Here is a 21,836-nt window from a genome sequence, read left to right as displayed (position 1 = left end):
ACGGAGCAAGATAATGATTTGGAATTTGAAGATTTGTGAAAGAAATGATGTTACAGAAAAGAGGGAGTTTGCCTTATATGCTCTCTTCAAAAAGCCATAACAATTTGCTTATTTACTCAATCAAATGCCCAAACTATTTAAACCGGCACGACAAAAGCGTGATATCATCGCTAAAGGAAGCCTCTTCATTGTAAAGGTGTATCTCCTGGAGAAGCTGCATATGTAACATCTTAGAGCTAAGAAAACGGTTACGCTGCATAAACGCTATAGTTCCTTCAACTCCAAATTCTGCTTCATACTCATCAAAAACCTCTGTTAGGCCATCGGTATAGCAAAGCAGCATAGAGTTTGAAGGCACCTGCACTTTGGTAACCGACATAAATGGTAGCACATCGAACACTCCCAACATGGTACAGCCTTCGTTTAACAGGCTGTGAGAATGATCCTGGTACAGCAAAATCGGGGCGTTGTGGCCTGCATTGACATAACTCAGCTCACGTGTTTTACGGTTATAGATAGCCAGGAAGCACGTAATAAACTTTTCGGCTATGGCATTCCGGTAAATAAGGTTATTCAGCTCCGCCACTACCGTTTTAAGATCAGAGGTTTGCCTGAGCATTGTTCTTAGCCCTGCCTGAAAGTTAGACATCAACAGGGAGGCTGGAACTCCTTTACCGGACACATCTGCTACACAAAACAGGCACTGGTCCTGGTCAATCTCAACATAATCGTAGTAATCGCCCCCAATAGAGGAATGAGGGATATAGCTGGCATGTATCGCAACATCTTTATCGTTAGGCAATGACTTAGGGAAGAGCATAGTCTGCACCTCTCGTGCAATTTCAATCTCGCGCCTGATAGACTCCTGCGCCAGACGCTGACGGGCCATTTTATGGTTTTCAATAGCAACGAGCATAATATTACTCACCGTCTGCACAAAGTTAAGCGCATCCAAGCTTGTATAGTAAGGCTGAATTTTTCCTATCATGACAACAGCCAGTACCTTACCATTATGCAGAATTGGAAGCACAAACTCAAACACCCGCCACTTCTTTTCAATTTTGAGCTTTGAAGTATGCGTAATCTCCTTTAGCTCTTTGATTTCCTCTGGTAGTTGCTGTTTTGCAAAATCCTGATCAGCGCCGAAACATACTTCACATTTCCAATCCTCGTCATGCACAAAAAGCACCAAGCGGCTAATCTGTAACTGGGCCAGCAGTGTAAAACGGTAAATTTTATACAGCGCAGCTTCAGGCAAGTTAAAGTTAATAGCCTGTGTAATCTCAAGTAATGCAGAGAGCTCCAGCTTCTTCAGGTCTAGTTCCTGCTTTATGTTAGGTACAATTATGTCAGGCATTGGAAAGCGGTATTTTTGAGTCATACGCATCGAGCAGGCCATTCTCCAACAGATAAGAGGCCAACACCAGCATACTAATACATTTATGAGGTAAAATTACTAAAAAAAGAGCAGCCCTTGCAGCTATTAACTGAAAAACCTTCCTACAATAGCGCAGGCACCAATGTTATAAATAACTATGCACCAAACTCTGAAAAACTTAGTACTGCATTTATAAAAATGGCTGATGTAAACGTTATTGTTCCCTTTAAAGGAACATCTCTCTTTAAAGGCAAAGCATATCTGACTACAGCTTTACAACAGGTCCTGTTCAACTCATTCGTTACCCCTGCATAAGCTAGAGCAGTTTAAATAAGCATAACTTTGTTTAGATGGAGTTATGAACAACCAATCCTGACTTTGTAGCAAGATAATAGTAATCTTTATAGTGCTTTTCAAAAGCCTCTTGGTTATAATCCTGCTCTGTATCCTGGTCAGGATATAATATTTTAATGTATCCTTTTTCCAGCAGTGACTTAAGCCCCTCACAAATATCTTCATCAGAAAAAGCTAAGGAGCTTCTAAGGTCAGAATAAGCCACTACAAAATAAAGCTCATCCAGTATATCAAACTCATTATCGCTCATCGGCTGCGTATCTTTCTTCCTTTCCAGCTGTACCGGCCAAACAGACCAAGAATAGCCGTATAAAGTACGTAAGGTATATATACTAGCTGCAGCGGCAGCATGTATATCAGGTAACTGCTTCTGCCAAAAAAACGCAGAACATAATTTAAAAATAAGCAATCTATAGCAAACTTGGCACAATAAGCAACTATAAATGTTTGCGTAGATAGTTGTTTAAACAGCAGCATGGGCATAGCCAGAAACAGCAACAAATTGATTATGAACACAATCAGCGCCACCAACTGCACCTGCCAATTCTGGTAAGCTTTCCACTTGCTGGCCCAGCGAACTCTTTGCGAAACAAAGCTTCTGATAGATTTGCGGGCCTCTGTAAAAACAGTGGCCTTATTGTTTTTCAGAAAAGCGACTCTGCCCGGAAACCGTTCACTGACCTTATGTAACAGGAATTCATCGTCGCCACTGACCACTCCCTCATTACCTGAAAAGCCCCCGACTTGTTCAAAAACGCCTTTGGCATAGGCTAGGTTGGCCCCGTTACACATATTCGGTTTCCCCAACATAATAGAAGCACCACCTATACCAATCAGGCTGGCAAACTCTACTAGCTGCATGCGCTCAAAAAGTGTGTGGGTGTTATGGAAGCAGACCGGACCACTTATAAAAAGAGCATTCTGAGTTTTATAGGTATATTCAAACAGTGCCAGCCACTCAGGCTGTACCCGGCAATCGCCATCGGTAAGCACAATTAATTCCCCCTTTACCTGCTCCACACCTGTTTTTACAGCATCTTTTTTTTGTTTTAAGTTGATGTAGTTTTTTAATTCAACAACTCTTAACTGAAGATTGGATGTGGTAGCATATGCTCTTACTAATTCAGGAGTACCATCTTCTGAGTGATCATCTACAATAAGTACCTCAAACAGTTCTTTAGGATACCTTTGATTTTCCAGGTCCTGCAGTAGCTGTGTTATATGGGTAGCCTCATTCCGAACCGGTACGACAACGGAGAGTTTGGTAATCGGCTTGTAGTTTACAGGCACCTCCACTTCAGGAAGCTTATTCCATGCGAACCAGCGGCGCAGGATAATCCAGGCATAAGCGGTAAGAGACAGGGCAAGAGCTGCAATCAAGCGATAACCTCCTTCCTGAAAAGCTTTAGACGCAGCACAAAAATTAAGCCTACAGCACTGGGCACAGCAATATTAAGTAACCATAGACTAAGGCTGGCACTCAGCACCTGCAAACGTGCCTGCCCCAGCAGGCTGAAAAAGTACATAGCCGACAGTTCCCGCACCCCCAGGTCAGAAACTAAACTCACCGATGGCACCACTGACTTCAGAAAGAAAGTACCCGACACCCCGCATACATACTCTAAAGGATGAAGCTGCACCTTATATAATATGAGTAGTAACACAAATTGCACCAGGAAAACAAAATAACGGCCAATGGAAAGTAAGAGTAACTGCATTATTTCAGCGGAAGTATAACTACCCATCACTTCCAGGTATTGCACAAACGGCTTTAGAAGCTTAATAGCAGCAACAAAGGCTACCATAGCTCTCGCGTTAAACAATAGCAGAAGAAAAATAACATTCAGTACCAGCAACAGAAAAGCAACACTAAGACTAATAGCAGGAAAGCTATTCCAATAAAAGCGGAGTAAGAAATAAAGTAAGGCAAGTCCTCCTACCAAAACGGTAGCCACTAACTGGCAAAACCTGCCGATAAAGATAGCTCCTATTGCCTCCAGCCGCTGCCTGCTCTTAAGCTCCAGTACACGACCGGCATAATCTCCCAAGCGGTTAGGCGTTATAAAGCCCAATGTGAGGCCTACCATCACCGATCTGTAAGCTCTGGGAAAAGAGATAGGTTCTATCTTTTGCCCCAACAGTTTCCATTTAAGGGCTTCGAAACCCCAGTTTATGGGTATCAGTGCTGCTGAAATAATAAACAGGTAGCCTACCGGACTTTTTAGAGCATCTTGCAAAATATCTCCCCAGGTCAGGAACGTATCTGGTGCTGTAAAAACAGTCTGGTATAACAGGTATAATGTAAGTGGTATCACTAAAACTTTTGCAAAAAGCAAAAGGAACCTTCTATTGGAAACAATGTTCAAGATAATGTTTTAATTTTGTAACCTCATGGTATACACTTCTGCACTTCCGCCTAATAAACTTATTCTTGGTATAGACCCTGGCACACAGGTAATGGGCTACGGCCTTATTGAAATAACAGGTTCTAAGGTGCAGGTCATTCAGTATGGTGTCATTCATCTGAAAAGCTACAGTAACCACGCCATCAAGTTAAAGAAAATTTTTGACCGCATGATACAACTCATTGACGAGTATCTCCCTGATGAGTTAGCTATTGAGTCTCCTTTCTATGGAACAAACGTGCAAAGTATGCTAAAGCTTGGCCGTGCACAGGGAGTTGCCATTGCTGCTGCTCTTTCCCGTGATATTCCTTACGTAGAATATGCGCCCAAGAAGATAAAACAGTCTATAACAGGCAATGGTAATGCTTCTAAAGAACAAGTGGCCAGCATGTTGGTCCAAATCCTTAAAATACAGGAAGCCCCTAAACTATTAGACGCCACCGATGCACTGGGTGTAGCCCTTTGCCATCATTACCAGAAAGGCAACAACGCCAAGCAAGGCGGTAAGTCCTGGAAAAGCTTTCTGACTGATAATCCTGACAGACTGGCTTAACCGTAAATTTACTATTTTCTCTTTGCGATAAAGTAAGCAACTGACTGTTAACCTACTAATCACCCCAATACAACAGATATAATCAGGGAAATCAAAATAAAATCAGCAGCCATAACCCACAGCTTCTTACATAACGTATGCATTGGTGAGCTTCTATTTATTCATAAATAGCCATAATTGCCAACTTTACTTAGTAAGTTTGCAGAGAAAATAGTTTTTACTATATAAGTAAGTGATAAAATTTAGCTTGTAGTAAATTTGTACTTGCTAATCGGCAGTGTCCTGATAAGAAGTAAGATTTATTTCTCGTTATTGATTTTTTTCAGGGTGACAGAAAGATTTTCAAACATAATCCTGTCTTTGTGCTTTATAGTAAACAGACAAAAGCATTAACAACTGACTGTACCAAATGCGAAAATATGTAGTTACCAGAAGGCTGGATAGATTATTTATCGAGCTATACAGAATATACAACTTTGTTGCCCGCTTTTTTAAGGAAGTTTTTCTTCCTCCTTATGAGTTTAAGGAGATAATGAATCAGTGTTATGAAGTTGGTGTCCGGTCTCTGCCACTAATTGCTTTAACAGGTTTCATTATCGGGATAGTGTTCACAAACCAGTCCCGCCCTTCCTTGTCTGAGTTTGGTGCTACCTCCTGGTTACCTGCCCTTATTTCCATAGCCATCGTACGCGCACTTGCTCCTTTGGTAACGGCCATTATCACGGCTGGCCGTGTTGGCTCCAGTATTGGTGCAGAACTTGGCTCCATGAAAGTAACAGAGCAAATCGATGCCATGGAGGTTTCAGCCACTAACCCGTATAAATTCCTGGTAGTGAGCAGGGTATTAGCGACTACATTTATGATACCCTCTCTGATGATGTTCACCATACTAGTCTCCTTACTAGGAGGTTATGTGAATGTTCATCAAAATGAGCAAACCAGCTTTACAAGCTACTTTGTACAGGTTTTCGATGCCATAACATTTTTGGATATTTTTTCTTCTTTAGCTAAATCGTTCGTATTTGGGTTTACTATTGGTATGGTAGGGTGCTATAAGGGGTACCATTCTTCAAAAGGAACGGAAGGCGTGGGTAAGGCTGCTAACTCGTCTGTGGTTACAGCCATGTTTCTGGTGTTTATAGAAGAGCTGCTGGCTCTTCAGATTATTAATGCCATACGCGCCATGTAAGAATCAATTTATGAAAAAAGCATCACCAAATATAGATTACAACCAAAAGGCAATTTCCATCAAAGGCTTGCAGAAGTCTTTTGATGAGTTTGACGTACTTAAAGGAGTAGACCTGGACCTGTATAAAGGTGAAAACCTGGTGGTATTAGGCCGCTCGGGCACAGGTAAGTCCGTACTAATAAAAATTATTTCTGGTTTGTTGAAACCCGATGAAGGTTATGTAAACGTGCTGGGGCAAGAGGTAGATAAAATATCTCCCAAAGAACTGGACAAATTGCGCCTTAAAATAGGCTTCTCTTTCCAGAACAGTGCCCTTTACGATAGTATGACAGTCAGAGAGAACCTGGAGTTTCCACTGGTAAGGAATTCCAGGAATCTTACCAGAAAAGAAATAGATAATTTAGTAGAAACTGTTCTGGATGCAGTAGGGCTTTCTCAGGCAATAAACCAGATGCCTTCGGAGTTATCCGGAGGGCAAAGGAAAAGGATAGGTATTGCCAGAACTCTTATTCTAAGGCCAGAGATTATGCTGTACGATGAACCAACAGCTGGTCTGGACCCTATTACATGCATTGATATCAACAATTTGATAAATGAAGTTCAAAGAAGATTTAATACTTCATCTATTATTATCACGCATGACCTTACCTGCGCCAGAGCAGTTGGAGACCGTATTGCTATGCTGTTGGACGGCCAGTTCCAGCACGAAGGCACCTTTGATGAAGTGTTTGCTACAGATGATGAGCGAGCTCAAGCGTTTTACAATTACAACTTTATAGACTAGATGAATTCTGCAGAAAATAAACGATCCGTAATGGTGGGAGTATTTGTGCTCCTGGCCTTAATAATTTTTGTAGCCGGCGTCTTTATACTTGGAGGGCAGCAAAACAGGTTCGAATCAAGCATTAGAGTAAGGGCCGTTTTTGACGATGTGGAAGGTCTCAGAACCGGAAATAATGTATGGTTTTCTGGAGTAAAGATAGGCACCGTTAAAAGGATAAGCTTTTATGGTGAAGACCAGGTAGAAGTAGAAATGAACATTATAGAAGATGCTCAGCGGTATATTCACAAAGATGCCAGAGCACTCTTGAGCTCAGAAAGCCTTATCGGAAACCGAATAATTGAAATAACTGGTGGGTCACCTCAGGCCCCTCCTGTACAGGATGGAGATATTATTCAGGTTGAAGCAGGTTTAGATACAGATGATATGCTGGCTACCCTGCAGAGGAACAATGAAAACCTGGTGAGCATAACAGAGGACTTCAAAGAGCTAAGCGCTGGTCTGACTAATGGTAAAGGTACTGTAGGTGCACTCCTGACAGACTCTACCCTGGCCAACAACCTTCGCACTATGGTAACCAACCTGCAGCAAACTTCGGCCAATTCGGCAAGAGCCTCACAGGCTCTTACACAGTTTACCTCAAAATTAAACACACCAGGCGGTTTAGCGAATGAGTTACTAACAGATACAGCCGTGTTCAATAAACTTCAGGCTTCCGTAGCACAACTGGAACAGGCCACTACTTCTGCCTCGGCAATGGTTGAGAATTTAAATCAGGCAACAGGTAAACTTAACGACAGCGATAATGCTGTGGGCGTATTATTAAGTGATCCAGATTTTGCTAAAAGGCTACAGAGCACCATGCAAAACCTGGAAACAAGCACAGAAAAGTTTGACCAGAATATGGAAGCGCTTCAGCATAATTTCTTGTTAAGAGGCTTTTTTAAAAGACAGGCGCAACAGCAAAATACTGAACAGGAACAGCAGTAACATTATTATGCTACTTAAAACAAAAAGGAGTTGGAACAGAGCAAAGCTCAAAGTTCCAACTCCTTTTTGTTTTTTTCTTTGCTGCTGCTAAAACAAAGACAGGCTTCTTACCAAAATGACTTTTCTTAAAGTTCTGCCTGTATCTTTTTCTGTACTTCCTCAAACTCCTCTTTACTGAACTGCTGCTTGTTGGCAAAGTTCATATCGCCCATACTATTAAGCGGAATCAGGTGTATGTGCGCATGAGGCACCTCCAGCCCCACCACAGCCACACCAACGCGCAGGCAAGGAACAGCCTTTTCCACAGCCGCAGCCACTTTCTTGGCAAAAGCCATTAAGCCAAGGTACAACTCATCGTTCAGATCAAAAATATAGTCAATCTGCTGCTTCGGTATTACTAAAGTATGGCCTTTGGTGGTTGGGAACACATCCAGAAACGCAAGGTAGCGATCGTCTTCTGCTATTTTATAGGCAGGAATATCGCCATTAACTATTTTAGTGAATATCGAAGGTTCCATATTTTATCTGCTTATTTCTAAGATTTCGAACTCCAGTTTGCCTGCAGGCACTGTAATTTCAGCTACATCACCTACGCTCTTGCCCAGCAAGCCTTTGCCAATCGGTGATTTTACAGAGATCTTTCCTGCTGCCAGATCTGCCTCTTCCTCGGCCACCAAAGTATAGTTTACTACCATATTATTCTTCAGGTTTTTAATTTTAACCTTAGAAAGAATTAATGCTTTGCTACTGTCCAGGTTAGACTCATCTATAAGGCGGGCATTACCAACAATCTCTTCCATTTTAGAAATCTTCAGCTCCAGGTGCCCTTGTGCATCTTTGGCAGCGTCATACTCTGCATTCTCGCTCAAGTCGCCTTTATCACGCGCTTCAGCTAACTGGCGCGCCACCTCGGCACGGCCTTTTGTTTTGAGCTCTGCCAGTTCATCTTTTAGCTTCTGTAAACCTTCTGCAGTGTAATAAGAAATCTTGCTCATAATAATTCAGTTTCCACGTTTAAAACACAAAAACAAAAAGAACGGTTATGGCTTGCATAACCGTTCTTTTTGACAAATATGTAAATGTTATTTAATTTTCTATCATTGGCAACAGGAGTATTTATCCTCTGCCTATATATACCATAGTCTGGTATTTAATGTTTAAAATAAAACTACGGGCTACTCCCAATAGATTTTAGAGAGGCAAATATACTAAAAATTTAAATGGAAGCTTTTTCTAAAGTCTAATTTTATTTGTGATCAAGGTGAAGAAGAACTGAGCGCTAACCTGACTTATACTTAAAAATTCTGCATTAAGCGTGTAATTTTTTCAACCATTACTTCATTGATTTTCACATAAGACTCATGTGTCCATCCGGCAATGTGCGGGGTTAGTACTACATTATCCGCCGAAGCTAAGTAGTCAAAGTCTCTTGCCTGTTGCTCGGTTAGTGTCTGCAGCTTTTCATTTTCCAGCACATCAAGCGCGGCTCCTTTTACTTTTCCCGTTTCCAAGTGCTTTACCAGTCCCGACAGATCCGTCACATCGCCACGGGAAGTATTGATAAACCAGATCGGCTTTTTGAAACTGTTGAAAAAGGTGTCGTTGGCAAAGTTGAGGTTACTGGCAATGTAAGGGATATGCAGGCTCACAACATCAGCCTCCTGTTGTAGTTCTTCTAAGCTTACGTTTACTACAGGAGCCTGTACTTTTTCAGGAGCAAAACGATCATAAGCCAGTATTCTACAGCCAAAGCCAGACAAAACCCTGGCAAAACTCTGCCCCATGTTTCCATAGCCAATAACACCGATTGTCCTGCCACTAACTTCCTCGCCCCTATTTTCTTCACGTAGCCACACTTTCTGCCTTACTTGCTTGTCTGCCGCACTGATATTGCGCATCATAGAAAGCAAAGCACCCACTGCAAACTCGCCTACTGCCTGCCTGTTTCCTTCGTTGGCTGCGATAAGGGCTATATTTTTATTCTGTAATGCCTGTTCATCTATATTATCTACACCTGCTCCTGCCCTGGCAACAAACTTCAGCTTAACTGCTTTTGCGATAGTTGCTGCCGTTATGCGCATTTTGCTACGCACAATTAAACCATCAAAATCGGGTAACACATCAGGTACTTCTGCTGGTTTAATAGTTGGCCTATAGTCTGCTTCTACTCCTATCTGCTCCAGCATTTGAAAGATACTTGGGTGCATTACGTCAATAATCAGAACTCTTTTAATTGATAATGACATGTATTTAAATCTGATAATAACTGTGATTTAGTTGATTTTGCTAACTAGTATGAACATTGTGCTATAAGTTATAGAGCATGTGTGCTACAGCAAAATAAATTCCCAGGCCTAATAAGTCATTGGCTGTGGTAATAAAGGGGCCGGCGGCAACGGCGGGGTTTACGCCAAATCTGTCCAGTAACATAGGCGTAATTGTTCCCATAAGAGAGGCTAGCAGAACCACTGAGAAAAGTGCCACAGACACCACTAGGGACAAAGTAAACTCGTGCCTGAACAGGTAAGTAAAAGTAAAAACCAGCACCGAAATAATAATGGCATTTAACAGTGCCACTAGGAGCACTTTAAAAATACGCTGCATAAAGTTCTCAAATACCACCGCATTAGACGAAAGGGTCTGAATAATAATGGAAGAAGACTGGATGCCTACATTACCACCAGTAGCTGTAATTAAGGGAACAAACAAAGCCACTGCAGGAAGCAAGGCTATATCTTCTTCAAAGAAGCCCATAAACTGTGCTGCCAGCAAACCTCCTACCATACCAATAATGAGCCAGGGTAGCCGGGAACGGGAAATACGAAACACACTATCATCTTCTTCAACACTTTCGGTGATACCAGTCATTAGCTGGCGGCTTAACTCTGCCTGCTCCTGCATTACGTCCACTACATCGTCGATGGTAATTCTCCCTAGCAGGCGCCCCTGTATGTTTACAACTGGAATAGACTCCAGGTCATACTTCTGCATCACACTTACAACTTCTGTCTCATCTTTAAAAGACTCAATAGAAATTACATCAGGGTTGTAGATATCCTGCACCAGTTTGTCGTCTTTGGCAAGCAGGAGCGTCTTCACACTTACACGCCCAACCAGCTTATCCCGGTTATCCACTACATACACGGTAAAGATGCGCTCTACATCTTCTGCCTGCCTACGTATCTCTTCAATGCACTGCCGTACCCGCCAGTTCAGGTTCACCTTAATAAGCTCTTTGGCCATCAGACCGCCGGCACAATCTTCTTCGTAATGCAGCAGGTCCAGAATGGCAGCTGACTTTTCTTCATTGTCCAACAGTGCTATTACCTCCTCCCGCGTCTGTACATTCTGCTCATTCAGAATATCCACGGCATCATCGGAATCCATCAGGTTTACATAGCGGGCAATCTCTTTGCTTGTAAAATTATGCAGAAAGTTGGTGCGGATGTCATAATCCAGGTCACTCAGAATTTCAGCTCCTATCTCTGGCGGCAGCAGGTCCATCACATACTTGCACTGCTCAGCATCCAGCTCATAAAGCACCGTAGTGATATCAGCAGGGTGCATATCCTCCATCGTGCTCAGGATAAAAGCAGCATCCTTACGTTCTACGGCTTCATCTACTTGTGCAATGTACTCACGCGTAATTTCTACCTGCATGATCTCAACTATTCTCCTCTATCAGTTGGGTTAACGCTATAAAATCTTCTACCGAGAGTTGCTCAGCTCGTTTATCGAAAACAGGCTGTGCTGATACTTCAGGCGGCAAGTTATAACTTCGGAGCGAGTTTCTTAGTGTTTTACGCCTGGTTCCGAAGCTTAGCTTAACAACAGTAAAGAACAACTTCTCGTCGCAAGGAAGACTTTCTCGGTCGTTACGCAACAAGCCTATCACAGCCGACTTTACTTTTGGCTTCGGATGAAACACATGCTCGCTGACGGTAAACTTATAGTCAATTGTGTAAAAAGCCTGCAACAGCACACTCAATATTCCATAAGTTTTAGAGCCTGGAGGGGCTGCCAGCCTTTCCGCTACTTCTTTCTGAATCATACACACTACCTCCGGCACCACATCCCGCTGTTCCAGAACTTTAAAGAAAATCTGGCTCGATATATTATAAGGGAAGTTGCCTATAATGGCAAAGCTCCCCGGAAAAAGTTTACTCAGATCTGTTTTTAGAAAATCAGCAGAGATGATACGCTCCTGTAACTGCGGGAAATGCTCTTTTAAGTAAGCGATAGACTCTCTGTCAATGTCTACTACCGTTGTGCTGTACTCCTGGTGCTGCAAGAGGTACTGCGTGAGCACGCCCATACCGGGGCCAATTTCCAGCACATCCTGCACACCCCGGTGCAATGATAACTGCTCCACTATCTTTATGGCGATGTTCTGGTCTACCAGGAAATGCTGGCCTAAATGCTTCTTCGGACTTACTTTGCTCACAGAATTTGTAATTTATAGTTTCAGCACAAAAGGTATACTTTTTGGCCAGAACGCGTTATATCTAAAAACTTTACTTTATAGCTATTCCTACGTAGGAAGCTGTTTTTTCGCTTTACGTATTATACTTGCTATATTGCGACCCAAAGATACAAATGACAAATGCCAACACAACTCAAATACAATACATCGGTAGGTAAAAATACAGACGTAGCCCTGATTGTGCGGGCTGAACAGGTAAATTCGCTGGAGGAGCTTCAGCAGGAAGAAGCTGTTTATGTGCAAAGCCAGATACAGCAGGAGGCTAAGTTTATCTCCCTGAACCGTTATACACACCATCTGTATATTGTAGTGGCCTCAGATGCCAAAACAGAAAACGCTGCCAGAGAAACATTTCGCCAGGCTGGCTACACTTTACAAAAGCAATTAAAATCTAACAAAGTACAGGAGATATCCATTGTAGATAAAACCGGTACCCAGGCCAGCTTATATTTAGCTGAAGGCTTATACCTGAGCAATTACCAGTTCCTTAAGTACAAGACCAAAGATGCAAAGCCTAGTGCTTTACAAAGCATTACTATTACAGACGACAGTATAAAAGAACAGGCTGTGCAGGAACTGCAAACTGTACTTGAAGCTGTTTATAAGGTGCGTGATCTTGTAAATGAGGTTCCTAATTACCAGACGGCAGTACAATTTAGTGAGCAGTTGGAAGAACTTGGGAAGGAAGCAGGCTTTAAAACAGAAGTGCTGGATGAGTTGCAGATTCAGGCGCTTAAGATGGGCGGATTGATTGCTGTAAACCAGGGAAGCGAGGAGCCGCCTACATTCACCATAATGGAATGGAAACCAGAGAATGCCAAAAACCAGCAGCCTTATGTGTTAGTCGGGAAAGGTGTGGTATACGATACGGGCGGTTTAAGCCTGAAACCTACACCTCACTCTATGGACTTCATGAAGTCTGACATGGCAGGTGCGGCTACTGTAACTGGTATCTTATATGCCATTGCCAAAAACAAGCTTCCTATTCATGTTATTGCCCTGGTGCCAGCTACTGACAACCGCCCCGGCGGCGATGCCTTTACTCCAGGTGATGTACTAACTATGCACAACGGCACGACGGTTGAAGTGCTGAACACTGACGCTGAAGGCAGACTAATATTAGCTGATGCCTTAAGCTTTGCTCAGAAGTACAATCCGCAACTGGTGATAGATATAGCCACCTTAACAGGTTCAGCTATGCGTGCCGTAGGAAAAGAAGGTTTAGTGGCTATGGGTAATGCCGGAGACGAAATATTAAGAGGTTTAAAAGAAGCAGGCAACGCCGTACATGAACGCATTGTGGAGTTACCGCTTTGGGATGAATATAAAAAATATTTAGAGTCTGATATAGCTGACATTAAGAATCTAGGTCCAGCCGATGCAGGTGCTATTACAGCAGGAAAGTTTCTAGAGTGTTTCACCAGTTACCCCTGGGTGCATTTTGATATAGCCGGCACTGCTTATTTACATAGCGAAGATTCTTACAGAGGTAAACTGGCCACAGGTTCAGGACTTCGCCTTGTTTACAATTACCTTAGCTCTTTGGCTAAATAAGATAAAATGGAAAACAAATATAAAGCAAAATTAGGCATCAGTATAGGCGACACCAATGGCATTGGCCCAGAGGTAATCGTTAAAACGTTATCCGATAACCGCATCCTGAACTATTGTACTCCTGTTATTTATGCCTCTGCCGCATTAATTAACAAAGTCCGCAAAATACTTCAAGCAGAGCATTTCCATTTTCAGCAGGTGGCATCAGCAGAGGCATTGGTACCGCGAAAAATAAATGTGGTAAACTGTTGGGAGGAAGATATAGCTTTGGAACCAGGAAACCCGACCCCGGTATCCGGCAAAGCTTCCTTAGAGTCTTTAATGGCAGCCAGCAAAGATTTAAAAGCCGGGCTTCTGGACGGCCTCGTGACAGCTCCTATCGACAAAGACAACATTCAGTCAGAAGAGTTTAATTTTCCGGGCCACACAGAGTTCCTTACTTCTTATTTTGATGCTGCCGATAGCCTGATGCTGCTCGTAAGCGAAGACTTACGCGTAGCAACAGTTACAGGACATATTTCAATAGCTGAAGTGCCAGGCAAGCTTACCTATGATCTACTTATCCGTAAGCTTACTATATTGTTAGAGTCGCTTAAACTTGACTTTGGCATTTTGAAGCCCCGTGTAGCTGTGCTGGGGCTGAACCCTCATGCAGGTGAGAAGGGTTTGTTAGGTAGTGAGGAGATTGAAATTATCCGGCCTGCTGTTATGCACCTGAAAGAACGTGGCCACCTGGTGTTTGGCCCCTACCCTGCCGACGGCTTCTTTGGGATGGGCTTATATAAGAAAGTAGATGCAGTGGTATCGATGTATCATGACCAAGGGTTAATTCCTTTTAAAACATTGGCCATGGAAACAGGAGTAAATTTTACAGCAGGTTTATCTGTAGTACGTACGTCTCCCGATCACGGAACTGCGTATGATATTGCTAATAAGCACATAGCAGATGAAACCTCTTTCCGGGAGGCCTTGTTCTTAGCATGCGACATCATTAAAAAACGCACGGCAGAACAAATACACGCTGTATAATATAACAGTGCGTTTTTATTTGTCAGATTATTATTCTAATTTTGCGTCTTGCAATAAAAAACGGTAGTGAAAAAGCTAAAAGATTTTGAAATCAACATAGCCAAACTCAGCAATAAAAAGCATGAGTACGAGTTTGAGCTAGACGATTCATTCTTCGATCTGTTTGCAAAGGATATAATCCTGGGGGGAAAACTACTGGCAAAAGTGGAGCTGGATAAGGCAGAAACGCTGCTTACATTCCACTTCGATATTAAAGGTACTGTTCGCCTTACCTGCGACAGAAGCTTGGATGAATTTGATCATCCGGTGGACGTGCAGGAGGTTTTCCGTATAAAGTTCGGACCTGAAAATGCAGAACTAGACGATGATTTGTGGCAGATTACAGAAGGCACACAATCCATCAATATTGCGCAGCACCTGTATGACTTTATAGGTTTATCGCTGCCGATGAAGAAACTGCATCCGCGCTTTGTAGAGGAAACAGACGAGAATGAAGACGATGATCAGGACATCCTGATTTACTCTTCTAAGCAGGCAGGAGATGACGATAACAGTGATGACAACGATGATGACGATATTGATCCTCGCTGGAGCGCTCTCAGAAACCTGAACTAACATTGAGTTTAAAAGTATTAAGTATAACAACAGCAAGTAAATTTTAACAGAAAATGGCACATCCTAAACGTAAGATTTCGAAGACCAGAAGAGATAAGAGAAGAACTCATCAAAAACTTTCTGAGAAAGCCATTGCTATTTGCCCTACTACAGATACTCCTCACCTGTACCACCACGCATATGTAGTGGAAGGTGACCTGTATCACAAAGGCAAGCTGGCAATTAAAAATTATACAACTAACGCCCAGTAAGCATTAGCCTGCTCTAGTTTTAGTTCTGTATAATTAAACAACATCCAGTACATGAGGATCGCCTTAGACGCTATGGGCGGCGATTTTGCACCTGAGGCTACGATCAAGGGTGCAATACTGGCCACTCAAAAGCTTAACGAAGATGACATTATTCTGCTAATTGGCCAGGAAGATGTTATTAAGTCGCAGTTAGCGGAGAACGGGTACACGGGCTCCCAAATTCAGGTTGTGCATGCTAGCCAGGTAATTGAAATGGGCGAACACCCTACCAAGGCCCTGACTCAAAAAACAGACTCCAGTATAGCTATAGGTTACGGCCTGCTTAAAGCACAAAAAGCTGATGCTTTTTGCAGTGCAGGTAATACAGGAGCTATGCTGGTAGGAGCCATGTTCAGCGTGAAGGCAGTTGAAGGTGTTCTCAGGCCATCAATAGCCAGCCTGGTACCTAAACTCAGTGGTGGAATAGGCATCATGTTAGATGTTGGCGCCAATGCCGAATGCAAACCAGAAGTACTGGAGCAGTTTGGTGAGATTGGCTCTATCTATGCTCACTATGTGCTGGAGATAGAAAACCCGAAGGTTGGCCTAATGAACCTCGGTGAGGAAGAAGGAAAAGGCACAGTTGTTACACAGGCAGCATACCAACGCCTTAAGGCTAACACAAGCATTAACTTTATCGGTAACATTGAAGGGCGCGATCTTTTTAATGATAAGGCTGATGTAATTGTTTGTGATGGCTATACAGGCAATATTATTCTTAAGTTGTCTGAGTCGCTCTACGACATCCTTGAAAGTAAAAACATCAAAGATCCTTTCTTTGACAAGTTTAACTATGAGGCCGTAGGTGGCAGCCCCATTTTAGGCATAAACGGTAATGCTGTAATAGGCCATGGTGTATCTACCCCAAGGGCAATTTGTAATATGGTGCTTCATGCACAACACATGGCTACTTCTAGAATCTCAGAGAGGTTCAAAAAGAACTATAGCGAATAAGCATTGGCCGGTGGCCAAAACAAGATAGCTTGGCATAAACTGCTTCAGTTGCAATTATTAAGACTGACAGGTTGTGCCAAGTTTTTTTGTATCTTGCCACTCTAACTTTTAACCAAAGAATATTTTTGATATGAGTAAAATCACTGCCGCTATTACAGGTGTAAGTGGCTACGCACCAGAATACGTGCTCACTAATAAAGAGCTCGAAACGATGGTTGAAACAAATGATGAATGGATTACCTCCCGCACCGGCATTAAAGAAAGGCGCATTCTGAAAGGGGAAGGAAAAGGGACTTCACACATTGCCGTACCTGCAGTTAGAGATTTGCTCAAAAAAACGAATACTAAACCGGAAGAAATTGATCTGCTGATTTGTGCGACAACTACACCAGACATGGTATTTCCGGCTACGGCAAACCTTATTACAGCAGAAATTGGTGCTGTTAATGCTTTCGGCTACGATTTACAGGCTGCCTGCTCCGGATTCTTATATGCCGTGGCAACTGGTTCTAGGTTTATAGAATCTGGCCAGTACAAAAAAGTAGTCGTAGTAGGTGCCGATAAAATGTCGTCTATTATCGACTATACAGATAGAACTACCTGCATTATATTTGGTGACGGAGGTGGTGCTGTTATGCTGGAGCCAAATACAGAAGGCTATGGTGTACTAGATCAGGTGTTGAAATCTGATGGCAGCGGTGCTCCTTTTTTACACATGAAAGCGGGCGGTAGCCGTAAGCCTGCCACTATAGACACTATACAAGCCAGGGAACATTACGCGTATCAGGAAGGCCAGACAGTATTTAAGTTTGCCGTTAAAAACATGGCAGATGTGTCTGCTGAGGTTATGGAAAGAAACAACCTCAGTTCAGACGATGTAGCATGGCTTGTGCCTCACCAGGCAAATAAACGCATTATCGAAGCTACAGCAAACCGTATGGGCGTTACCAGCGATAAAGTAATGCTTAATATTCATAAGTATGGTAACACAACCAGCGGTACTATTCCGCTTTGCCTGTGGGAGTATGAAAGTCAGCTTAAGAAAGGCGATAACATTATACTTGCTGCTTTTGGGGGCGGATTTACCTGGGGTGCTATTTATGTAAAATGGGCGTACGACCCCAAATAACATGTAAGGTAAAAACAGAAAAGCGGCTCAATGGCCGCTTTTCTGTTTTTTTTAAGACTCTCCTCCCCTAATTAGCTGAAAATATCTGTTGCTATCTTAGACAAAAGTAAAAGGTTACTGCTTGACAAAGTGGTATGAATATCAAACTACACTTGTTATTTAACCACCCCCTATTTCATGTCTCCTTCAATAAAATGCCTGTCAATCACTCCCAATTATCTTGTAAAAAATTGTATAAGAGCTGCTTAAAAATCTCTGTAAACTGTTAGAGTCGCATTTCTTTCATCCGTTAGCTGCCGAGGCTTAACAGCTTATTTATTCCTTAATTTTATTGAAAATAAACTTACAAATTTTGCAGTAAACATTTCCTTTTATCATCATACTTCCTATTTTTGCATCACCAAATGCACTCGTAGTTTAAGGTGTACTTGTAGTATATAAGTCTACTCATAGGCTTCTATGTTTATAAAGAAATAGTTCGGGGTGTAGCGTAGCCCGGTATCGCGCCACATTTGGGATGTGGAGGTCGTAGGTTCGAATCCTGCCACCCCGACTAAAAGCCTTATAGTTCTTCTATGAGGCTTTTCTTTTCACAGAATATTTTGTATTACTCGGGGTGTAGCGTAGCCTGGTATCGCGCCAGCATGGGGTGCTGGAGGTCGTGGGTTCGAATCCCGCCACTCCGACTTTATTTTTCATTGTAGCGTTACCTTCTCACCAAACTTTAACACTGGTAAAATTAGTTACTGCAACACACCATAAGCAAAAGCCACCTATATAAAAGAATTAGTATATTCATTTTCATCGAGTTATATTGATTTCCTTAACATAGTTCCCCAGAAATAAGCGCTATTTGGACATAATATAATTTTAAAAAAATTATAAAAACTCCTTTGATTGGAATTATACTATAATTATAATTGTATACATAGCTAACCCATAGAATATTACAATAATAGAAGTATATACACTAGTTAGAGGTTTTGCACATAATATAAGCTAAGAAATAAAGAATACATCCTTTTATAGAACAAAATGGAATTCGATGACGGCACACTGGTTCTGGATAAGGTCATGAAATATTCCCTTGATATGATTTGTACCATAGATGAAAAGGGTAAATTTCTACAGGTAAGTGATGCGTGCAAACATATTACAGGATATAGTAATGAAGAGTTAACCGGCAGATATTTCTTAGATTTTGTACACCCAAAGGATTCCTTTAATACTTTTAAAACCTTTCAGGAAATAATAAAAGGTCTTAAAACAACAACCTTTGAGAATTGCTATGTACATAAGTCTGGCAAGACAGTGCCTATTAGCTGGTCGGCAGTATGGTCAGCAGAAGAAAATGTTGTTTTCTGCGTAGCCCGTAATGAGACTGAAAGGCATCTGGCAAATGAAAAAATACGCGAAAAGGAAGAACTGCATCAAGCCTTAATAAAAAATGGATCAGACATAATGTCTCTACTTGATGAGAATGGCAATATACTCTACAGTAGCGGTTCTATGTTTAGAATTTTTGGTTACACGCCAGAAGAGTTTATAGGCATAAATGCTTACAAAATGGTTCACCCGGATGACCTTGCTAAATGGCAAAAGGCACTAACAATGCTGTTGGAAGAAGGCCAGGTAACTATTCCTGAAATTCGTTGTAAATGTGCCAATGGTGAATGGAAATGGATTGAGGTAACAGGCAGTAACCAATTACAAAACCCTGCTGTCAGGGCTTTTGTGTTGAACTCCCGCGACGTTACAACACAAGTAGCCAACAGGCAAAGGCTTCAGGAGAATGAGCAGCGTTTCAAGTCGTTGTTTAACAATAACCCGGACATGGTTCTTTATGAGAATAAGCAAGGAGTTGTGTTAGATGTGAATTCCGCTGTTCTTACTTTCACTGGCTTGCAAAAGCACGAAATTATAAACCATTTCCTTTTAGACTTTCTTTCACCTGAAGCTGCGCCATCTTGTACACGGAGTCTGAAAGAGGCATTAAACGGCACTTCTGTAAAGTTCGAAATAGTCCTTAATTGGCAAAATAAGGGACAAAAAACCTTTGAAGTAACTAAAATTCCGGTTGAAGTAAATGGTGAGATAATTGGCGTTTATACTATTGCCAAAGACATTACAGAAGCCAGCCTCTCACATAACATTATTAAGCAACAGGCTAAAAAGCTTAATACTGTTTTTGAAAGTATTACGGATGCTTTTTTTACACTAGATAAGAACTGGAATTTCACATATATAAACTGTGAATTCGACAGGTTATTGCACACGAACAGAAATGAACTTATTGGAGTAAGCATTTGGGAAGTGTTCCCTGAAGAAGTAAATCAAACATTCTTCAGAAATTATCATTATGCGTTAGCTTCAGGCAAAGTCGTTCATTTTGAAGCCTGCTTTAAAAGATCCAATTTATGGCTGGATGTAAAAGCGATTCCTTCAGAGGAAGGCCTGTCTGTATTTTTTAGCAATATCACTGCTAAAGTAAAATCTAAGCAGGAGCTCGAAATGCTTTCTGTTGTAGCAAGTAAAACACATACAGGCGTTATTATTGCCGATGCCAGCGGAAGAGTTGAGTGGGTGAATAGTAGCTTTAGCCGTATAACTGAATTATCACCGCAGGAAATAGTTGATAAAAGTGCTATAGAACTGTTAACTGATAAAAGATCAAACAACAGCACCTTTTTAGATATCTTCATTAACACACTTATTGATATTGTTCAGAAAGACAGGCGTACAAACTATTCTGTAAGAGAGGTTCCTTACATAAGTAAATCAGGCAGAGACCTTTGGCTTAACCAGGAAATAACCCCTGTTCTGGATGATGCTGGCAATGTACAGCGTTATATTATACTACTTACAGATATAACTGCGCAACAGCGGGCTAAACAGGAGAGGAATAATTTCATTGAAGAATTACAACTTCATAATCAGTCGTTACAGCTGTTTACACACATTGTTTCTCATAACTTAAGAGCACCCGTTGCTAATATTCTGGGTTTGTCTAACCTTTTTGGACACCCAAGTGCTGATCAAAAGACAAAGGAAAGAATTATTAATGGCTTACAATCATCGGCAGAGACATTAGATACCATTATAAAAGATCTGAACCACATTTTATCAATCAGAGGGAACCTGAGCAAGATAAAAATACATTTAGATTTCGAAAAAGCATTAACAGAGGTTCTTCAAACGCTCGAGGATCAGGTTGAGAAAGAAAACATCACCATAGAAAGCGATTTTACACAAGCCGAATCTGTCTATACTGTCAAAGGCTACCTGAACAGTATATTGTTCAACTTAGTATCTAACGCTATTAAGTACCGGTCACGTGATAAAGAAGCAGTTATTAAAGTGTCTGCAAACCAAGAGGGCAAATATACAGTACTTGTTGTGGCTGATAATGGCATAGGTTTTGAATATGAAAAGCAAAAGAACCATGTTTTCGGATTATATAAACGTTTCCATGCGCATATCAACGGTAAGGGGCTGGGGCTGTTTTTGGTTAAAACTCAAATAGAGGCTTTAGGCGGTAAAGTAGAAGTAAGCAGTAAAGTTGGAGAAGGAAGTACCTTTAAAGTGTATTTTAAAGAGAGTTAAGAAGTAAATAAGATGTTTAGTTATAAAAAAGTGTGGCTGATAGATGATGATGTTATTACAAATTTCATCAATGAAAGATTAATAACACTAAGTCAGTTTACAGAGGATGTAGCGATTTTCAACACTGTAGAAGAAGCACTTTCTCTATTGGAAGAAACTATTAAAACAAATGAGAGTGAGTTCCCTGACATTATTTTTCTGGATATAAGCATGCCTGGTTTAGATGGCTGGGACTTTCTGAATGCTTACCGTATGCTCCCTAAAGAGAAAAGATCAAAGTGTGAGTTGTACATGCTCTCTTCTTCTTTAGATAAGGGAGATATTCACATGGCTAATGATTATGAAGAAGTGGTAGATTTTATATCTAAACCTCTTTCTCAGGAGGATCTGGAAGTTATTAAGTTCCGGAAAACAAATTCACTGGAAGCCCTGTAATTTAGGGCTTTTAGTATTACCTGAAGTATCATATAAATATAAGTAAGCTTTCTGGAGAAGAACAACCTTTGGCTTAACTTAGCAAGTTGAAAGA

Annotated in this window: 21 protein-coding genes and 2 tRNA genes; 14 read left to right on the top strand and 9 right to left on the bottom strand. The window is 41.6% G+C overall.

The features are described 5' to 3' along the window. Window positions 1-133: 133 nt before the first annotated feature. The 4 genes from LN995_RS13765 to LN995_RS13750 form a co-directional block, all read right to left on the bottom strand. Window positions 134-1,357 (bottom strand): GAF domain-containing SpoIIE family protein phosphatase, encoded by a 1,224-nt coding sequence (locus LN995_RS13765; RefSeq protein ID WP_229961660.1) that lies wholly within the window; start codon window positions 1,355-1,357, stop codon window positions 134-136. Window positions 1,358-1,724: 367 nt separating this feature from the next. Continuing rightward, a complete protein-coding gene (locus LN995_RS13760; RefSeq protein ID WP_229961659.1) occupies window positions 1,725-1,982 on the bottom strand; it encodes a hypothetical protein in 258 nt (85 codons plus the stop codon). Next, the gene (locus tag LN995_RS13755; RefSeq protein ID WP_229961658.1) at window positions 1,979-3,112 is read right to left on the bottom strand and encodes a glycosyltransferase; all 1,134 of its coding nucleotides are present in this window, start codon (window positions 3,110-3,112) and stop codon (window positions 1,979-1,981) included. The genes LN995_RS13760 and LN995_RS13755 overlap by 4 nt, the downstream gene beginning before the upstream one ends. Continuing rightward, a complete protein-coding gene (locus LN995_RS13750) occupies window positions 3,109-4,047 on the bottom strand; it encodes a lysylphosphatidylglycerol synthase domain-containing protein (protein WP_229961657.1) in 939 nt (312 codons plus the stop codon). The genes LN995_RS13755 and LN995_RS13750 overlap by 4 nt, the downstream gene beginning before the upstream one ends. A gap of 76 nt (window positions 4,048-4,123) precedes the next feature. Here LN995_RS13750 and ruvC point away from each other — a divergent pair, with 76 nt between their 5' ends. The 4 genes from ruvC (at window position 4,124) to LN995_RS13730 (ending at window position 7,650) form a co-directional block, all read left to right on the top strand. After that, entirely contained in the window at window positions 4,124-4,690 is a 567-nt protein-coding gene (gene ruvC / locus LN995_RS13745) for a crossover junction endodeoxyribonuclease RuvC (RefSeq protein ID WP_262910490.1), read from the top strand. 409 nt (window positions 4,691-5,099) lie between these two features. Further along, window positions 5,100-5,879 (top strand): MlaE family ABC transporter permease, encoded by a 780-nt coding sequence (locus LN995_RS13740; RefSeq protein ID WP_229961656.1) that lies wholly within the window; start codon window positions 5,100-5,102, stop codon window positions 5,877-5,879. Between the two features lie 10 nt (window positions 5,880-5,889). Beyond that, entirely contained in the window at window positions 5,890-6,663 is a 774-nt protein-coding gene (locus LN995_RS13735) for an ABC transporter ATP-binding protein (protein ID WP_229961655.1), read from the top strand. Next, window positions 6,664-7,650: an MlaD family protein gene (locus LN995_RS13730; protein WP_229961654.1), complete on the top strand. Its 987-nt coding sequence runs from the start codon at window positions 6,664-6,666 to the stop codon at window positions 7,648-7,650. A gap of 125 nt (window positions 7,651-7,775) precedes the next feature. Here LN995_RS13730 and LN995_RS13725 read toward each other — a convergent pair whose 3' ends face one another. The 5 genes from LN995_RS13725 to rsmA form a co-directional block, all read right to left on the bottom strand. Beyond that, the gene (locus LN995_RS13725; RefSeq protein WP_229961653.1) at window positions 7,776-8,168 is read right to left on the bottom strand and encodes an HIT family protein; all 393 of its coding nucleotides are present in this window, start codon (window positions 8,166-8,168) and stop codon (window positions 7,776-7,778) included. 3 nt (window positions 8,169-8,171) lie between these two features. Then, complete coding sequence (gene greA, locus LN995_RS13720) at window positions 8,172-8,645, bottom strand: transcription elongation factor GreA (RefSeq protein ID WP_229961652.1); 474 nt, start codon at window positions 8,643-8,645, stop codon at window positions 8,172-8,174. 300 nt (window positions 8,646-8,945) lie between these two features. Next, complete coding sequence (locus LN995_RS13715; protein WP_229961651.1) at window positions 8,946-9,896, bottom strand: NAD(P)-dependent oxidoreductase; 951 nt, start codon at window positions 9,894-9,896, stop codon at window positions 8,946-8,948. A gap of 61 nt (window positions 9,897-9,957) precedes the next feature. Further along, window positions 9,958-11,310, bottom strand: coding sequence for a magnesium transporter (gene mgtE / locus LN995_RS13710; protein WP_229961650.1), 1,353 nt, complete (start codon window positions 11,308-11,310; stop codon window positions 9,958-9,960). A gap of 4 nt (window positions 11,311-11,314) precedes the next feature. Next, entirely contained in the window at window positions 11,315-12,094 is a 780-nt protein-coding gene (gene rsmA / locus LN995_RS13705) for a 16S rRNA (adenine(1518)-N(6)/adenine(1519)-N(6))-dimethyltransferase RsmA (protein ID WP_229961649.1), read from the bottom strand. A 159-nt stretch (window positions 12,095-12,253) separates the two neighbouring features. Between rsmA and LN995_RS13700 the strand changes: the two genes are divergently transcribed. The 10 genes from LN995_RS13700 (at window position 12,254) to LN995_RS13655 (ending at window position 21,742) form a co-directional block, all read left to right on the top strand. Continuing rightward, window positions 12,254-13,687, top strand: coding sequence for a leucyl aminopeptidase family protein (locus LN995_RS13700; RefSeq protein WP_229961648.1), 1,434 nt, complete (start codon window positions 12,254-12,256; stop codon window positions 13,685-13,687). Between the two features lie 6 nt (window positions 13,688-13,693). Further along, window positions 13,694-14,716, top strand: a complete 1,023-nt coding sequence (gene pdxA / locus LN995_RS13695; protein WP_229961647.1) for a 4-hydroxythreonine-4-phosphate dehydrogenase PdxA — start codon at window positions 13,694-13,696, stop codon at window positions 14,714-14,716. 66 nt (window positions 14,717-14,782) lie between these two features. Further along, window positions 14,783-15,331: a YceD family protein gene (locus tag LN995_RS13690; protein ID WP_229961646.1), complete on the top strand. Its 549-nt coding sequence runs from the start codon at window positions 14,783-14,785 to the stop codon at window positions 15,329-15,331. Between the two features lie 53 nt (window positions 15,332-15,384). Next, entirely contained in the window at window positions 15,385-15,582 is a 198-nt protein-coding gene (gene rpmF, locus LN995_RS13685) for a 50S ribosomal protein L32 (RefSeq protein ID WP_229961645.1), read from the top strand. A gap of 51 nt (window positions 15,583-15,633) precedes the next feature. After that, window positions 15,634-16,575 carry a phosphate acyltransferase PlsX gene (gene plsX, locus LN995_RS13680; protein WP_229961644.1) on the top strand — a complete coding sequence of 314 codons (942 nt, stop codon included), beginning with the start codon at window positions 15,634-15,636 and terminating at the stop codon, window positions 16,573-16,575. A gap of 130 nt (window positions 16,576-16,705) precedes the next feature. Continuing rightward, complete coding sequence (locus tag LN995_RS13675; protein ID WP_229961643.1) at window positions 16,706-17,704, top strand: beta-ketoacyl-ACP synthase III; 999 nt, start codon at window positions 16,706-16,708, stop codon at window positions 17,702-17,704. A 479-nt stretch (window positions 17,705-18,183) separates the two neighbouring features. After that, a tRNA-Pro gene (locus tag LN995_RS13670) sits at window positions 18,184-18,257 on the top strand. Window positions 18,258-18,316: 59 nt separating this feature from the next. Further along, window positions 18,317-18,390, top strand: a tRNA-Pro gene (locus LN995_RS13665). Window positions 18,391-18,739: 349 nt separating this feature from the next. Further along, complete coding sequence (locus tag LN995_RS13660) at window positions 18,740-21,307, top strand: PAS domain-containing sensor histidine kinase (protein ID WP_229961642.1); 2,568 nt, start codon at window positions 18,740-18,742, stop codon at window positions 21,305-21,307. Between the two features lie 12 nt (window positions 21,308-21,319). Beyond that, complete coding sequence (locus LN995_RS13655; protein WP_229961641.1) at window positions 21,320-21,742, top strand: response regulator; 423 nt, start codon at window positions 21,320-21,322, stop codon at window positions 21,740-21,742. The last annotated feature ends 94 nt before the right edge of the window (window positions 21,743-21,836 follow it).

Origin of the sequence: Pontibacter silvestris (assembly GCF_020907275.1) — a bacterium.
In the GTDB taxonomy this organism is placed as follows: domain Bacteria; phylum Bacteroidota; class Bacteroidia; order Cytophagales; family Hymenobacteraceae; genus Pontibacter; species Pontibacter silvestris.
This window is presented reverse-complemented; position numbering and strand designations above follow the sequence as displayed.

What these genes read in the sequence shown, in the direction of transcription:
- LN995_RS13765 (WP_229961660.1), bottom strand. Translation starts at nt 1,357, where the DNA reads ATGCCTGACATAATTGTACCTAACATAAAGCAGGAACTAGACCTGAAG.
- LN995_RS13760 (WP_229961659.1), bottom strand. Translation starts at nt 1,982, where the DNA reads ATGAGCGATAATGAGTTTGATATACTGGATGAGCTTTATTTTGTAGTG.
- ruvC (WP_262910490.1), top strand. Translation starts at nt 4,124, where the DNA reads ATGGTATACACTTCTGCACTTCCGCCTAATAAACTTATTCTTGGTATA.
- LN995_RS13740 (WP_229961656.1), top strand. Translation starts at nt 5,100, where the DNA reads ATGCGAAAATATGTAGTTACCAGAAGGCTGGATAGATTATTTATCGAG.
- LN995_RS13735 (WP_229961655.1), top strand. Translation starts at nt 5,890, where the DNA reads ATGAAAAAAGCATCACCAAATATAGATTACAACCAAAAGGCAATTTCC.
- LN995_RS13730 (WP_229961654.1), top strand. Translation starts at nt 6,664, where the DNA reads ATGAATTCTGCAGAAAATAAACGATCCGTAATGGTGGGAGTATTTGTG.
- LN995_RS13725 (WP_229961653.1), bottom strand. Translation starts at nt 8,168, where the DNA reads ATGGAACCTTCGATATTCACTAAAATAGTTAATGGCGATATTCCTGCC.
- greA (WP_229961652.1), bottom strand. Translation starts at nt 8,645, where the DNA reads ATGAGCAAGATTTCTTATTACACTGCAGAAGGTTTACAGAAGCTAAAA.
- LN995_RS13715 (WP_229961651.1), bottom strand. Translation starts at nt 9,896, where the DNA reads ATGTCATTATCAATTAAAAGAGTTCTGATTATTGACGTAATGCACCCA.
- mgtE (WP_229961650.1), bottom strand. Translation starts at nt 11,310, where the DNA reads ATGCAGGTAGAAATTACGCGTGAGTACATTGCACAAGTAGATGAAGCC.
- LN995_RS13700 (WP_229961648.1), top strand. Translation starts at nt 12,254, where the DNA reads ATGCCAACACAACTCAAATACAATACATCGGTAGGTAAAAATACAGAC.
- pdxA (WP_229961647.1), top strand. Translation starts at nt 13,694, where the DNA reads ATGGAAAACAAATATAAAGCAAAATTAGGCATCAGTATAGGCGACACC.
- rpmF (WP_229961645.1), top strand. Translation starts at nt 15,385, where the DNA reads ATGGCACATCCTAAACGTAAGATTTCGAAGACCAGAAGAGATAAGAGA.
- plsX (WP_229961644.1), top strand. Translation starts at nt 15,634, where the DNA reads ATGAGGATCGCCTTAGACGCTATGGGCGGCGATTTTGCACCTGAGGCT.
- LN995_RS13675 (WP_229961643.1), top strand. Translation starts at nt 16,706, where the DNA reads ATGAGTAAAATCACTGCCGCTATTACAGGTGTAAGTGGCTACGCACCA.
- LN995_RS13660 (WP_229961642.1), top strand. Translation starts at nt 18,740, where the DNA reads ATGGAATTCGATGACGGCACACTGGTTCTGGATAAGGTCATGAAATAT.
- LN995_RS13655 (WP_229961641.1), top strand. Translation starts at nt 21,320, where the DNA reads ATGTTTAGTTATAAAAAAGTGTGGCTGATAGATGATGATGTTATTACA.